The sequence below is a fragment of the Mariniflexile sp. TRM1-10 genome, from assembly GCF_003425985.1.
Taxonomy (GTDB): domain Bacteria; phylum Bacteroidota; class Bacteroidia; order Flavobacteriales; family Flavobacteriaceae; genus Mariniflexile.
Genome location: NZ_CP022985.1, coordinates 4,337,469 through 4,353,055, shown reverse-complemented (window position 1 = coordinate 4,353,055; position 15,587 = coordinate 4,337,469). Strand labels below are relative to the sequence as shown.

At 32.7% G+C, this 15,587-nt stretch carries 9 protein-coding genes; all 9 read left to right on the top strand.

The features are described from left to right. Positions 1 to 114 precede the first annotated feature (114 nt). The 9 genes from CJ739_RS17960 (at position 115) to CJ739_RS17920 (ending at position 15,496) form a co-directional block, all read left to right on the top strand. A complete protein-coding gene (locus tag CJ739_RS17960) occupies positions 115 to 453 on the top strand; it encodes a DUF2853 family protein (RefSeq protein WP_117177823.1) in 339 nt (112 codons plus the stop codon). A 375-nt stretch (positions 454 to 828) separates the two neighbouring features. Beyond that, positions 829 to 1,659 (top strand): CvfB family protein, encoded by an 831-nt coding sequence (locus tag CJ739_RS17955; protein WP_117177821.1) that lies wholly within the window; start codon positions 829 to 831, stop codon positions 1,657 to 1,659. Between the two features lie 3 nt (positions 1,660 to 1,662). Continuing rightward, positions 1,663 to 3,054 (top strand): tRNA uridine-5-carboxymethylaminomethyl(34) synthesis GTPase MnmE, encoded by a 1,392-nt coding sequence (gene mnmE / locus CJ739_RS17950; RefSeq protein ID WP_117177819.1) that lies wholly within the window; start codon positions 1,663 to 1,665, stop codon positions 3,052 to 3,054. Between the two features lie 458 nt (positions 3,055 to 3,512). Continuing rightward, positions 3,513 to 5,135: a type I restriction-modification system subunit M gene (locus CJ739_RS17945; protein ID WP_117177817.1), complete on the top strand. Its 1,623-nt coding sequence runs from the start codon at positions 3,513 to 3,515 to the stop codon at positions 5,133 to 5,135. 151 nt (positions 5,136 to 5,286) lie between these two features. Further along, positions 5,287 to 8,199: a KAP family P-loop NTPase fold protein gene (locus CJ739_RS17940; RefSeq protein WP_162880261.1), complete on the top strand. Its 2,913-nt coding sequence runs from the start codon at positions 5,287 to 5,289 to the stop codon at positions 8,197 to 8,199. Further along, the gene (locus CJ739_RS17935; protein ID WP_117177813.1) at positions 8,189 to 9,424 is read left to right on the top strand and encodes a restriction endonuclease subunit S; all 1,236 of its coding nucleotides are present in this window, start codon (positions 8,189 to 8,191) and stop codon (positions 9,422 to 9,424) included. The genes CJ739_RS17940 and CJ739_RS17935 overlap by 11 nt, the downstream gene beginning before the upstream one ends. Before the next feature lie 36 nt (positions 9,425 to 9,460). After that, positions 9,461 to 12,463 carry a type I restriction endonuclease subunit R gene (locus CJ739_RS17930; RefSeq protein WP_117177811.1) on the top strand — a complete coding sequence of 1,001 codons (3,003 nt, stop codon included), beginning with the start codon at positions 9,461 to 9,463 and terminating at the stop codon, positions 12,461 to 12,463. A 24-nt stretch (positions 12,464 to 12,487) separates the two neighbouring features. After that, a complete protein-coding gene (locus tag CJ739_RS17925) occupies positions 12,488 to 12,880 on the top strand; it encodes a hypothetical protein (protein WP_117177809.1) in 393 nt (130 codons plus the stop codon). A gap of 3 nt (positions 12,881 to 12,883) precedes the next feature. After that, positions 12,884 to 15,496, top strand: a complete 2,613-nt coding sequence (locus tag CJ739_RS17920) for a DUF4132 domain-containing protein (RefSeq protein ID WP_117177807.1) — start codon at positions 12,884 to 12,886, stop codon at positions 15,494 to 15,496. The last annotated feature ends 91 nt before the right edge of the window (positions 15,497 to 15,587 follow it).

The following is a 15,587-nucleotide window of genomic DNA, read 5'->3' as shown; positions in this document are numbered from 1 at the left end:
ACTTTTTAGATTGAAGTAAGTGAAAAGGACTATTTTTTAGCCAATTTTGAAGCGTTTAAATGAGTTTAATTTGTAAAAAAAGTTATCTTTAAAGCCATTAAAACAAAATTTATTATGAATAAACGTGACGAACTTATTGCTAAGTATGCTGCAGATTTAAAGGAAAAGTGTGGTGTAACAGCAGACATGGATTTATTAACTAAAGTAACAATTGGTTGTGGCCCTTCAATTTACAATGCAGACTCTTCAGCTGTTTCCGGAACAGATGAAGCTGAACTTGAAACTGTGAAAAACAATTTCTTAATTAAAAAATTAGGGCTAAAAGACAGTGCCGATTTAGATAAAGGAATCCATACTGTTATGGAGCAATATGGTAAGACCAATCGTAATAAATACAGAGCAGTTGTTTATTATTTATTGACTAAGCATTTCAAAAAAGAATCTGTTTATTAATCTAAAATAGATTTTATAGTTATAGAGCGTTTCAAATTAAAATTGTAACGCTTTTTTTAGTATAAGACAAAAAGCCACATATAATCAGATGTAAGTATGAGCTTATTAAAGTAGTATAAATAAGAAGATGTAGATAAGGACTTCGACAAGCTCAGTCTGACACTGGAAATGGTAATGAACTACCCCGGCAGAGCCATCGAGGACTCTATAGATTAAAATAGCCTGTTATACAAGGCCTGTCGAAGCTATGTAAGAAGTATTGGGACTTCGACTTCGACAAGTACAATATGACACACTTCAATTTTTGTTATATACTAAACGCTTTTTTATTAAATGACTTCATTGTCTAAAAACTAATATGATTACCTTTGCAGCATGATAAGAATTGGGGAAGTAAATACATTAGAAATACTACGCGAAACAGAGCATGGTGCGTATTTGGTAGACACGGAAGATAATGAAGTTTTATTGCCAAATAGGTATGTGCCGGAATCGTTCAAGATTTGGGATAAGTTAGACGTATTTGTGTATTTGGACAACGAAGAACGCCCTGTGGCTACTACCGATATGCCATACATTAAGATCGGTGAGTTTGCTTTGTTGCGTTGCAATGCTGTGACAGAATATGGCGCCTTTTTAGATTGGGGTCTGGTAAAAGAATTATTTTGTCCGTTTAAAGAGCAAGCCTTTAAAATGAAGCCGAAAGGGTGGTATTTGGTGTATTGTTATTTAGATGAAAAAACGGGAAGATTGGTAGCTTCCAGTAAAACCAATAGTTTTTTAGATAATAAAGTACTTACCGTGAATCAGTTTGATGAAGTAGATATCATCGTATCGCACCCATCCGATATTGGTATGAACGTCATAGTTAATAAAGTACATACAGGGCTTATATACAAAGACCAAATTTTTACCGATTTAAGTGTTGGTGATAAGTTAAAGGGCATCGTAAAAAAGATTCGTCCCGGTAATAAATTGGATATTTCATTAGGACAAATAGGTTATAGAAATATAGAACCGAATGCCGAACGTATTTTGCATGAACTTCACGATAACAGTGGGTATTTAAACCTTACCGATAAATCTGATCCAGAAGTTATAAAAGACGTGCTTCAAATGAGCAAAAAGAACTTTAAGAAAGCCGTAGGGACTTTGTATAAACAGAAACAGATTGAGATTAAACCAGACGGTATTTACTTAGTTTAAATTATGATCCATCAAGATACCATAGTAGCCTTAGCGACCCCATCTGGTGCCGGTGCCATTGCTGTTATACGTTTGTCAGGTAATGATGCTATTTCTATAGCAGACAGTTGTTTTAGATCCATAAAAAGCAAAAAAACACTGAGTGCCCAAAAAACACATACCATCCATTTAGGACATATTATTGATGGGAACAAAACGATTGATGAGGTATTGGTTTCGGTATTTAAAAATCCAAATTCTTATACAGGAGAAGATGTGGTTGAAGTGTCATGTCATGGTTCCAACTACATTCAACAGGAAATTATACAGTTATTCCTTAGGAAAGGCTGCCGCATGGCAACAGCAGGCGAGTTTACCTTGCGTGCTTTTTTAAATGGGAAACTGGATTTAAGCCAAGCCGAAGCGGTTGCCGATTTAATTTCTAGTGATAACGAAGCGTCCCACCAAATAGCCATGCAACAAATGCGTGGCGGTTTCTCATCTGAAATAGCAAAACTTCGTGAAGAACTTTTAAATTTCGCTTCCTTAATAGAGTTGGAATTAGACTTTGCTGAAGAGGATGTCGAGTTTGCCGATAGAACGCAGTTCAAAGAATTGGTAGAACGCATTAGTTTTGTTTTAAAGCGTTTAATAGACTCGTTTGCCGTTGGTAACGTTATTAAAAACGGTATTCCTGTAGCCATTGTTGGTGAACCGAATGTGGGGAAATCGACGCTTTTAAATGCGCTTTTAAATGAGGAACGCGCCATTGTCTCAGAAATTGCAGGAACCACCCGTGATACCATTGAAGATGAAATATCGATAGGAGGGATTGGGTTTCGTTTTATTGATACAGCAGGAATTCGTGAAACGAAAGATGTGGTTGAAAGCATTGGTATCAAAAAAACTTTTGAAAAAATTGACCAAGCACAAGTGGTTATTTATTTGTTTGATAGCACTCAATTTAAAACTTTGGGATCGCAATTTAAAGTGGAATTAGAAAAGATTAAAAATAAATATCCTCAAAAACCTTTAATCATTATTGCTAACAAGGTTGATAAACTTAGCAATGAAGACATCTCAAGTCTAAAATCTCAAATCTCAAATCTAGAATTATTATCTGCAAAAAAAGGGATTGGGGTTGACGAATTAAAAGATAAACTCTTAAGTTTTGTTAATACAGGATCTTTAAGAAATAATGACACCATTGTAACGAACTCAAGGCATTATGATTCGTTATTGAAAGCTTTAGATGACATTGAAAAAGTGAAACACGGACTGCAATCTGGTTTATCTGGCGATTTATTAGCTATTGATATTCGGCAAGCATTATACCACTTTGGTGAAATAACCGGAGAGATAACAAACGATGATTTGCTGGGTAATATTTTTGCTAATTTTTGCATCGGGAAATAGATTCAAAGTAAAATTTCAAAACTACCTAATTTTTCCAAAGACCCAGGTGAATTATTATAGGAAATGCCCAAAGAGCTAAAATAGCCTAAGGAGTAATAATCAAAAAATATGGATTTTGAGCTAATTATAATTGCTATATAGCTCATAAAAACGTTATATTTGAGCTATAAAATTCAAAAATATAGCTCATAGAACGTAAAATTTGGAATTGGCTATCTAAAGACTGGCTAAATTTCTCCTATAATGAGAATGAATTAAAATCATTAAAATTAGGATTTCTTTAATTATGCATAAAACTGTTTTTTTTAATAATGTGTTTTATCGAAAGAAATTTCACTAATCTATCTAAAAACTCATTTTCTTTTTTAACTTTATCGTCTCCCTTTAGTAAATGATAGCAGCGACTTTAAACTGTCGCTATTCTATATGTTTAAATTTTAGTTTATATAATTTGTTAAATGATTAAAAACCAACCAAAAGCTGATATTAATTTTGAACAAGAATTATGGAAAGCTGCTAATGAACTTCGTGGTGCAGTAGCTGAAAACCAATATAAAGACTTTGTTTTACCGTTAATTTTTTTAAAACATGTGTCTGAGCGTTACGAGTTGCGCAGAGATTCGTTAAAAGCCTTTTTAAACGACCCGAAATCAGATTACTACACACAAAATAAAGAAGATCAAAACTATGTGTTGGAAGATCCAGATGAATATCTATCCTTTAACACCTACATCATACCCGAGAAAGCGACTTGGCAATTTTTACAGGATAACGCCGAACAGGATAATATTAAAGTATTGGTTGATAATGCCTTCGATTTATTGGATGAAACCTTGGCAACTTACAGACCAGACTTAAAGGGGATATTACCACGTATTTTTGTTAAAAGCCAACTGACGGCAAAACAAGTCGCAGGATTAATCAATCTGTTGGCAAACCCTAAACTGTCTGAAAAGGAAAATCCAGAAAGCGATATTCTAGGGCGAGTTTATGAATATTATATTGGCAAGTTCGCCATTGCCGAAGGTTCGGGTGCTGGTCAATTCTTTACACCAGGTAGTATCGTGAGATTATTGGTTGAAATGATAGAGCCTTATGAAGGTAAAATCTTTGATGCCGCTTGTGGCTCTGGTGGTATGTTTGTTCAATCCTTAAAGTTTTTAGAAGCACATGGTGGAGACAAGCGCAACATTTCCATTTACGGACAAGAACGCTATGATGGCACACTCCGTTTGTGCAAAATGAACCTTGCTTTACGCGATTTATCCTTTGATGTGCGCTTGGGAGATTCCTTATTACAAGATAAATTCCCCAATTTAAAAGCGGATTTCATCATCGTAAACCCACCTTTTAATGTCAGTCAATGGCATTCCGAAGATTTACCCGAAAACGACCCACGTTTATTTGGACCTAAAGAAGAGTTTACCACCGATGGTAATGCCAATTACATGTGGATGCAAACCTTTTGGAGTCATTTAAGCGATACCGGAACAGCGAGTGTTGTTATGGCAAATGGTGCGATGACCTCGAATAATAAAGGTGAAAAAAATGTACGCCAACACATGGTAGATCAAAGTATGGTAGATTGTATTGTGCGCTTACCAGACAAGCTGTTTTTAACGACAGGCATTCCTGCATGTATATTTATTTTAAGTAAAAACAGAGATGGAAAGGATGGTATACATAGAGAACGTACCAACGAAATCCTATTTATAGACACCTCAAAAATGGGTACTATGGAAAGCCGGAAACTACGTGTGTTTACCGATGAAGACATAAATAAGGTCACCGAAACCTACCACGCATGGCGCAATGCAAATACGCCTGTCACCCTGAGCGCAGTCGAAGGGTCCTTCGCTTACGAAAACATCGATGGCTTTTGCTACAGTGCCACCATAGAAGAAGTTAAAAAACAAGATTATAAACTCACACCCGGAATATATGTGGGTACTGAGGAAGTTGAAGATGATGGTATCTTGTTTGAAGATAAAATGGAAAGTTTAAAAGCTCAATTACAGAAGCAGTTTGAAAAAGGAAATGATTTGCAACAAAGAATTTTAGAGAATTTTGATAAGATTTAGTGGTGAAATACAGAATATTGGAAAGACCTTTTTCTCCAAAAAGGCTATTATGATCGTATTGCTGCTTTTTTGTTTTTTTTATTTTCAAGGTTTCATAATTGAGTTTATAGAAGACTTTTTGACTATTGAAGAGAGTTCATTAAACAAATTTTTGGAAGTACTAATAATATTATCATCAATTTTTACGACTGTTTTTTTATTATTCAAAATAATTTTTCACAAATACCAACCTTCATTTACACAAAAATTCTGCTTTGGATCTGTTTTATTCCTTACTATTTTTTTTAAAAATTATAAAGATAATTTACCATGGGTTTATTTATTTGATTCTATTTTTGGACTAGAATATATTACATATTTAATCTTTCCACTATTTGTAGGATCTACGTTTTTTATTGTAATAAAATTTTGTTGTATTGTTGAATCAAAATTTCCGACTAGCAGGTTTCTGACTAAAACCCCCAAAAATTTATATGCAAGTGACGATCCTATAAATAACGAAGAAGAAGACGTTTTAAGTTATAAACCAAAAATAGATAGCCTAATTAGTATATTAAAAAACGAAAAAAATGAAAAATCCTTTACAATTGGTTTAGTTGGGCCATGGGGAAATGGCAAGTCAAGCATAATCAACATTGCCCTAAATAGAATCTCAAAGACAAACTCGGACGATATTGTTGTTATTCATTTTTTACCTTATTTAAACCACAGAGAAGAAGATATTATTAATGAATTTTTCATTTCTTTAAGTAATAAACTTTCTAAATATAGTGGCAAACTTTCAAATCAAATATTAGATTACGCAAAGAAAATTACCGACATATATAAAGGGGATAATGTCTTAGATTTCTTTGATAAACATATTGTAAGTTTTAATAACGGTTCCGCAAAGGATTTATATGATAGTATTAATGAGAGATTAAAGGAAATTGACAAAAAAATTATTGTTTTTGTAGATGATTTAGATCGACTTAATGGAGAGGAAATAAGCCAAGTATTAAAACTGATTAGAAATACAGCGGATTTTAGAAATACTGTTTTTGTTGTTGCAATGGATAAAGATTATGTAATAAAAAGGTTAAAAGCAGATAACAATATTTCTAGTACACGTTTCATTGATAAATTTTTTCAATTGGAAATATATCTTCCAGCTATTTCCAAGAAAGATTTAAGAACAATTGTTTATAATAAGTTAAAAGATGCTTTTTTAATCTATAATCCTGAATTCGAACTGCAACTCGAAAAAGGTTTGAATCACGAAATGAACCTTTTTGATGACTACATAAAAAATATAAGGGACGCAAAACGTTTAGTTAATCAAATAATTTATGATTTTCAGTTCTTAAAGGAAGAAATTAATTTCAAAGATTTTATGAATTTCACCTATTTTAAACTAAAATTTCCAAAGTTTATGGAATTATTAAATCATAACACATTGGATTTCCTTGAAAATGATAATGGTGAATACAGACTAAAAATAAAAGAGAATAATGAAACGGAAAATAAATTAACTAAACATGACGTATTAGATTTAATTGCTCTTGGCAATGTAAAACATAATGATTACACTTTTTTGGAAAATTATTCGATTAATCTACTATTAACTCCTAATGAAGATTGTTTAAAAAAGACTTTAGGTATTGATTGCGAGGATGAGTTATTACTATCAAAAACTTTGGCCTATTTATTTGGAAACGAAAATAAGGTGGAAAGTTTTAATTCAATCAGAAAGGATAATAATTTCCATATGCTAATGCAGCAAAAGGTTTTCAAAAATGTATTCATTGAAAAGGAGTTTCAAACTTTAATACAGGAAGATGATTTTAATATTAGGCAGGATTTAATAAAAAAAATATTTCAAGAAGGTAAAATACCTCAATTATTTAATAGACTCGATTATTTTAATTCGGATAATCAGGAAATTCAAAGGAATATTGTGTTGATCTTATTGAATATTCAAAATAATATCAAAGAGTTTAAAGTAAATGAACAAGAGGTGCTCAATAAAATTGCAGTATATGTTGAAAAGCAAATAAGTAAAGATGGTAATGCTGATAATTATGGAATTATTGCTTGGCTTAAGGCAAATATATTTGAAGGAGAAAATCTTTCAATCGAGAATAAGGTTTTAATAATTGGGGAGTTATGGGAGTCTAAAACTGAAACAAATTTATGGGAAATTGATGAAGACTATATTGCAGAAAATGCTATAATCCTTTTTGAAAAATATTTATCAAGTTTCGATGATAATTTGTGGAATGTTAATGATTATAGTTTTTACAAGTATTATCATTTATTAAAAAATATTAATGGAATAAAAGAAGAAATTAATTATATAATTATTGAATTTTGGAAAAAAAATAATATTGAATTACTTTGCGCTCAAAGCACAGATACACCTGCTTTCTCACTTTCCTCTTTTAAAATTTCTGATTTTGTTTCTGAAATATTTAAAAGCAAAATACAATTTCATGACTTTGTTATCAATCATTCCGAAAATCCTCCTGATGCCGTTAAAGAGTTTTTAGAATTATTTGCATTGCATCAAATAACGAGTTATAACCTGCCAATTGTATATAATTTTGAGCATTCTAAGTTAATGTTAGAAAGATTATCTTTTAATGTAAATTCACGTAATAGATCTTTCTATGATGAAAATGAAAAGTTTCTGCAGATTGTATTCGAAACAAATTTAGAAGGTCTAATATCTACTATTATTGACGCTAGGAATGCAAGGGATAATTATGAACTAATTAGTTCGTCCTATCCAGAAATAAAAATTACCTCCAAGGATTTAGCCCTTTTTCAATTCTCTTCATTTTCATTCAAAGAAAAATATTATTTATTCGTTAGTTATGACAAAGAATATAGGTTAGGCCATGCGATAGAAATATTAAAAGCTTTTGAAGCAATTTCTATTTTAATGTACGGTTCTAATAAAATAAATTTTAGACCGTACAGAACGAGAATTTCAAATAGAGTTAAAATTAAAATTCTGGATGATAAATACTTACAAGTGATTTCAATCCAACGCGCTAATACAATAAAATTAAATGCCCAATAACTGGAAAAAATATAAACTTTCGGATACTTTAGAAATAAAGTATGGAAAAGATCATAAAAAAGTTGAAAATGGCAATATTCCAATTTATGGTACTGGAGGGATTATGCGTTACGGAAATCAATTTTTATATGTTGACGAATCTATTCTAATTCCTCGCAAAGGTTCTTTAAACAATATTTATTATATAAATGAGCCGTTTTGGACGGTTGACACGTTGTTTTGGTCTAAAATCAACAAAGAAGCAGTATTTCCAAAATTCCTATTTTATAATCTTAAAATATTGGATTTTGCGAATATGGACGTTGGAACAGCTATTCCTAGTTTAACAACTAATCTGTTAAATAAGATAGAAATTAAGCTTCCACCTCTCCCAGAACAAAAAGCCATAGCCCAAATCCTTACAGCCATAGACGATAAAATAGATAATAACCTAGCCATCAATAAAACTTTAGAAGAAATGGCAATGGCACTTTACAAACATTGGTTTGTAGATTTTGACTTTCCTGTAATAAAGGAAAGTCATCCTGAACTTGTTTCAGAATCTCAATCCATTGGCTATAAATCTGCTGGTGGTGAGTTTGTTGATAGCGAATTAGGTCCAATTCCTAAAGGTTGGGAGGTTAAAAAAGTTAAGGATTTTGGCGAAGTTATTACTGGAAAAACGCCATCACAGAAATTTCCTGAGCATTTTGGAAGTGATTTGGCTTTTGTAACACCAACAGATTTTAAGAACTATGGAAAACATATTTTAAATGCAGCTCGTTATATTTCAATTTCAGGAATGGAAAAGCATAAAAAAAATATCATTCCAGAAAATTCAGTTATTGTAACATGTATTGGTTCAGATATGGGAAAAGTGTCAATTTCAAAAATCCCTTGTTTGACTAACCAACAAATTAATTCATTAAAGACTAATGATTATCTTTTTATGTATTGTTTTTTTGTTCATAATTATTCATTGTTAAAAAGATTAGCGGGAGATGGAACGACAATGCCTATTATTAATAAATCTACATTTGAAAATATAGATGTTTTATATTCAGGAAAAAATAATTTAGAAGCATTTGAGAATAAATTAAAGAAATGGGATAATCAAATATTCAATAATACTCAAGAAAACCAAACCCTAATTAACCTTCGCGACACACTTTTACCAAAACTAATCAGTGGCGAAGTGCGTTTAAAAGAATTTAGAGAACAAGTTGAACAGATAATTAGTAATTAATAATGAGATGCTGAAACAAGTTCAGCATGACAAGTCATGACCAAAGAAGCAACCATAGAACAAGCCACTATTGATTGGTTAACCGATTTAAAGTACATACATAAATCGGGAACCACACTACCACAAAACAATCATGAGGTGGTTTTAAAAGATCAGTTGTTAGGCTTTATTCAAAAGCAATATTCAGAACTCCCAAAGGATATGCAAGCGCTGGTGGTTGCAGAATTCACCAATAACGAAGGTGCGGATTTAGAACACAGAAATCGCACATTTCATTTAAAACTTACCAAAGGTTTAGAGTTTACTTATGAAGATAATGACGGAAAAGAAAAAGCCATCCATATTTACCCCATCGATTTTAATACCCCTAAAAATAACACCTTTTGGGCAGTCAATCAATTCAGTATTACAGGAAAAAATAAACGTCGCCCCGATATTATCATCTATATAAATGGTTTGCCTTTAATTGTTTTTGAGTTAAAGAATTGGTACGACGAAAACACGAATATAAAAGAAGCGCATAATCAAATAGAGCATTACAAAAAAGACATTCCGTTGTTGTTTGAGTACAACGCTTTAACCATTATTAGCGATGGTAACGAAGCCCAACACGGTATGTTTAGTTCAAGTATGGAATGGTTTTCGGCTTGGAAAAGTATGAATGGTAAAGACACCGTACAAGAAGACGATTTTCAGATGCACACGCTGTTGTTTGGTTTGTTTCCAAAAGACCGATTGCTTAATTACATAAAAAACTTTGTTTTTCATGAAGACCACAACGGCACACTCATAAAAAAAGGTGCCAAGTACCATCAGTTTTTCGGCGTTAATTTTGCGGTAGAAGCGGCTAAAAAATCGGTGCGCCCGTTTGGTGATGGTCGCATTGGTGTTATTTGGCACACACAAGGGTCAGGAAAAAGTATTTCTATGGCCATTTATACAGGTATTTTACGGAGTCTTCCAGAATTGAAAAACCCAACCATTGTGGTGCAAGTTGATCGCAGCGATTTAGATATGCAACTCTATGAAAACTTTGTATTGGCCAAAGATTTGGTGGGTGATGTACAACATGCCGACACCACCGACGATTTAAGGCAATTACTGTCGGCAGGTGCAGGTGGTGTCATTTTTACAACCATTGAAAAGTTCCGCTTAAAACAAACCACCGACGAGCAATTAGGAGAATTGGAACACCCTACCTTATCCGAGCGTGAAAATATCATTGTGATGGCAGATGAAGCACATAGAACCCAATACGGTTTATTGGATGGATTTGCCTCCAATATGCGTAAAGCGTTACCAAATGCATCATTTATTGGTTTTACAGGAACACCTGTAGATAGTAAAGATGCTGATACACAGGAAGTGTTTGGAAACGTTATTCATACCTATGATATTAAACAGTCTGTAGATGATAACGCTACCGTGAATATTTTTTATGAACCACGATTGGCAAAACTCCATTTATGGAATGAAAATATAGATGATGATGCAGATGAAATTACAGAAGCCAATGAAGAAAGTGGGAATTTAAAATGGGCAGCTATTGAAGATGCCGCAGGCTCTGAAGACCGTGTGAATAAAATAGCAAACGATATATTAAACCATTTTACAAATAGAACCAATACCTTAAAAGGAAAAGCCATGGTGGTTTGCATGAGCAGACGTAATTGTGTAAAAATGTACAATGCATTAACCGCTTTAGAAGGTTGCCCTGAAGTAGCAGTAGTTATGACGGGAAACATTTCTAAGGACCCCATCACATGGAATGACCACATACGCACTAAAGATGCGACGGAAGGTTTAAAAAAACGATTTAGAAAAGAAGAGGATCCTTTAAAAATAGTAATCGTTCGTGATATGTGGTTAACAGGTTTTGATGCGCCTTGTGTACACACCATGTATGTAGATAAGATTATGAAAGGGCATAACCTGATGCAAGCCATCACCCGAACAAACCGTGTTTTTAAAGATAAAAAGAATGGGGTTATAGTCGATTATATTGGTATTGGAGATAACTTAAAAACAGCTACAACTAAATATACAGGAAGTGGAGGAGAAGGTCAGCCAACTATTGATATTGAGCAAGCATTAGAATTGTTTTTAAATCAAATAGACATCTGCAAAACTTTTATTCCAGAAACGATTGATTATAGTCAATGGCGAGCCTTACGCGATGCCGAAAAGGTACTGCTAGTTAAACAAGCAGTTAATGCCATTATTAAATACGACGAGGATTCTAATAATTTCATGAAAGCCGAAAAAACATTATCAGGCTTGTTGTCTATCGTAAAAAGTCAAAGTGCTATTCAGGAGTTTGCCGTCGATGTCTTGTTTATTCAGCATATTTCAAAAGCGGTTAGAAATGCGAAATCGGTAAAATCGAGCAGAAGTGAACAGCAAGAACGAATAAAAGAGTTGATAAGCCAAAGTATCGATTCCGAAGATATTGTCGATGTGTTCGCTATGGCAGGCATTGAAAAACCAGATATTTCAATTTTAGACGAAACCTTTTTATTAGGAACCAAAAAGGAAAAAGACGGACTCGCCTTGAAAATTGAATTGATTAAGAATATCCTAAAAGACGAAATCAAATTACGACTTCATAAAAATATAAAAAAATACACTTCGCTAAAAGAAGAACTAGAAAAGGTAATTGATAGATACCATTCCAATGCTTTAGATAGTTATGCAACCATAGCTGAATTGGTGGAGCGTGCAAAAGCACTTCAAAATGATGATGATCGTGTAAAGGAGTTAGGACTGAGCGAAGAAGAATTAGCATTTTATGATATTCTGGCAGCAAAACAAGACATTATAAAAGAGGAAGGTCCAATCCAAAATATTGTACACGCCATTGTAAAAGCGGTAAAATCCAATTTACAACTAGATTGGACAAAAAAAGAAAATGCCAAAGCAGCCATAAGGTTAGCAGTAAAAAAAGAATTAAGAGGGAAAATGTCACTTGCTATCCTAAATGACATATTGCAAGAAATTATGCAACAAGCTGAAGGGCAGTTTAGCGATTGGAGTGCTTAAAATAGTGTTATAAAAAAGTGAGATATGGAACTAATATTAAAAGACGTCACTTTTACAGGTGATATTCTGAACCAGATTAAAATAGCGGTTGCTAATGAAAGAACAACTGTAAAAGATTTAATTGCTGCAAGGGTAGAAGCAGAAGTTGAAGCTTACAATAATAAACTGCCTGAGTATTTTAATGGTTTGATACAACCCACGAATGCTGAAAAAACGTTAAATGGTTTTAAGCTTCGAGATAGAAAGCAAAAAATAGATGTAGAAAAGCAAGTTTTAATTGCTTATGACGCTTTTCAAAAAAATGGTTATTTCATACTTATAGACGACCAGCAAGCGGGTGATTTAGAACAAGAAGTTCTAGTAAATAAAAATACTGAAATTAACTTCGTTAAATTAACACAATTAGTAGGAGGCTAAATTATGGGAATTAAAGAAAGTCTAAGTAATTTATTTGGTAAGCGTGAAAACCAAAATTATAAATCTAATAAAGAATTTGATAAAATACTTGATGAATTAGTTGAGGAATCCTATAAAGATGCCCAATTCAATAGTTATTTTTATAATGCCCCAATGGGAAAGTTAAAAGCTTATGCCCAAATTAAATCGTTGGATGTTACAACCAAGAAAGACTTACTGTTTTATCTTATAGAGCCAATAAAAAGTTTTGAACTGATTACGAGAAAATCAGGAGGATACCAAGGACGCGATCATATTTTTAAGAAAAAACATATTTATAATGAGCTGTTTAATCTGTTGATGCGTAGCAATCTGGATTTTTCTAATGATGAAATAATTCAACTAATTAAAGAATTTAAGATTTCTGATGAAGCCCAGAATAAAAGATTTGTTGATTGGCCTATAGGTTTTTCTATTCAGCAAATAGAGAGAATTGTTAAAAAAGAAGGTCTTGCTGATGGTCTAAAGATTTTTTTAAATGATTTGCTTAGCTGGAAACAATTAAAACAAACTAAATACTATTATGGCACTGATTTAGAAAAAGTGCGTGTTAAAATTGAAAAAATACTTTTTGAAAACACTAATGAATCAGGAAGCGTGGCTCCATATACACTTCCTGATGATAGACTGGCACAACTTGTAAATCCGCAAATAGCGGCTTTAAAAAAAGAGTTACAAGACTCATGGTTTTCATTGTTTCATTTGTTTATGAAAGCAACAAGTGGAAAACCTACTCAAAAGTTTTTAAAAGAAACCAGTGATATTATTAATGATATAGGTATTCCCAAATATAAAAGTGTTACCCAAGAATGGATTGAATTTTCAGCGTCTTTAAAAACAATCGAAACGCCTAAACAACATGTGTATTCTGGAGGGCAGGTTTATAATTATGTGGGCCATGAATTTTTAAATGAGAAGAATCTTATTTTTTTGAAAGGTCTTGTTTGGAGTATGTCCAAATTTCACGATTCCAATTCCCTTAATATAATTGCCAAATTAGCGGAACGTTGTTTTGAAAAAATCCCAGGAGTTGGACCAACAGCGGCAGGGCTTGGAAATGCCTGTATTTATACCTTAGGAAATACGAAAGGATTAGAAGGAATCAGTCATTTATCAAGATTAAAGCTTAGGATTAAACAGAATAATACAAAAGAAATTATTGAGAAGTACATAGAGTCTTCTTCTGTTAAACTAGGGGTTTCAACCTCGGAAATAGAAGAATTATCCATACCAGATTTTGGTTTGATAGATGGTTGCAAAACCTATTTGTTTGATGACTATACATTAGAAATAGAAATAAAGGCTTTGGGAAAAGTTTTGCTTACATGGAAAAAGCCAGACGGAACTACACAGAAAACAGAGCCAACATTTATAAAATCCTCGACAAAACACAAACAAACCTTAAAACAAGCAAAAGAAACAATCGTACAAATAAAAAAATATTTAACAGCCCAAAGGGATAGAATAGATAGGTTGTATTTGTATGAAAGAGTATGGACATATGAGAAATTTGAGAAGTTTTATTTGAATCATGGACTGGTTAGTTTTATTGCAAAAAATTTGATTTGGAGTTTTAAAAAGGACGGAATGGAAGAAACAGGATTATGGATTGAAGATAAATGGAATGATGTTCATGGTAACGAATTAACAAGTATTGATAGCCATACAGAAGTAAGATTATGGCATCCCATTTATGCGAACATTGATGATGTTTTGGCATGGAGAAATAGACTAGAAGTATTGCAAATACAACAGGGATTGAAGCAAGCATATCGAGAAGTGTATATTTTGACAGATGCAGAGCTCAATACAAAATCCTATAGTAATAGAATGGCGGCACATTTATTAAAACAGCATCAATTTAATGCTCTCACAGGCATTAGGGGGTGGAGATATTCATTGATGGGAGCTTATGATGATGGTAGGGATGCAGATATAGCTTCTATTTCGCTTAAAGAACATAATTTGGAAGCCCAGTTTTGGATTAATGAAGTGAATGCAGATGATGCTTTTAATGATGCTGGGATTTGGAATTATGTTGCAACCGATCAAGTACGTTTTGTAAATAATGAAAATGAAGTTGTAGATTTAATTGATATACCAAAAATTGTGCTTTCAGAAGTAATGAGAGATGTTGATTTGTTTGTTGGTGTGGCTAGTGTGGGTAATGACCCAGAATGGCGAGATAATGGTGGTTTGCCACAATACCGAGATTATTGGACAAGTTACTCGTTTGGAGAATTAACAGAAGTAGCAAAAACAAGAAAAGAAATCCTTGAAAAATTAGTACCTAGATTGAAAATAGCAAAAGTGGCGTCTTTTGAAGGGAAGTTCTTGAAAATCAAAGGAAAGAAAAGAGTGTATAAAATTCATATTGGGAGTACAAATATATTAATGGAACCTAATGATCAGTATTTATGTATTGTTCCGGCTAGAGGTAAGGATACTAATACCGATAATATATTTTTGCCTTTTGAAGGCGATAGAGGTCTTTCGTTGGTTTTAAGCAAGGCGTTTTTACTAGCCGATGACGATAAGATTACTGATACAACTATTTTAACTCAAATAAATAGATAATCATCATAGAGACTGGTTTTTTCGATGAGAGCGGGAGGAATCCAATTCGATATATATACCTTATATTGATATTGTTTAAAATAACAACCAA

Excerpts from the sequence above, each read along its gene's own strand:
- CJ739_RS17960 (WP_117177823.1), top strand. The coding sequence starts at position 115 with ATGAATAAACGTGACGAACTTATTGCTAAGTATGCTGCAGATTTAAAG.
- CJ739_RS17955 (WP_117177821.1), top strand. The coding sequence starts at position 829 with ATGATAAGAATTGGGGAAGTAAATACATTAGAAATACTACGCGAAACA.
- mnmE (WP_117177819.1), top strand. The coding sequence starts at position 1,663 with ATGATCCATCAAGATACCATAGTAGCCTTAGCGACCCCATCTGGTGCC.
- CJ739_RS17945 (WP_117177817.1), top strand. The coding sequence starts at position 3,513 with ATGATTAAAAACCAACCAAAAGCTGATATTAATTTTGAACAAGAATTA.
- CJ739_RS17935 (WP_117177813.1), top strand. The coding sequence starts at position 8,189 with ATGCCCAATAACTGGAAAAAATATAAACTTTCGGATACTTTAGAAATA.
- CJ739_RS17930 (WP_117177811.1), top strand. The coding sequence starts at position 9,461 with ATGACCAAAGAAGCAACCATAGAACAAGCCACTATTGATTGGTTAACC.
- CJ739_RS17925 (WP_117177809.1), top strand. The coding sequence starts at position 12,488 with ATGGAACTAATATTAAAAGACGTCACTTTTACAGGTGATATTCTGAAC.
- CJ739_RS17920 (WP_117177807.1), top strand. The coding sequence starts at position 12,884 with ATGGGAATTAAAGAAAGTCTAAGTAATTTATTTGGTAAGCGTGAAAAC.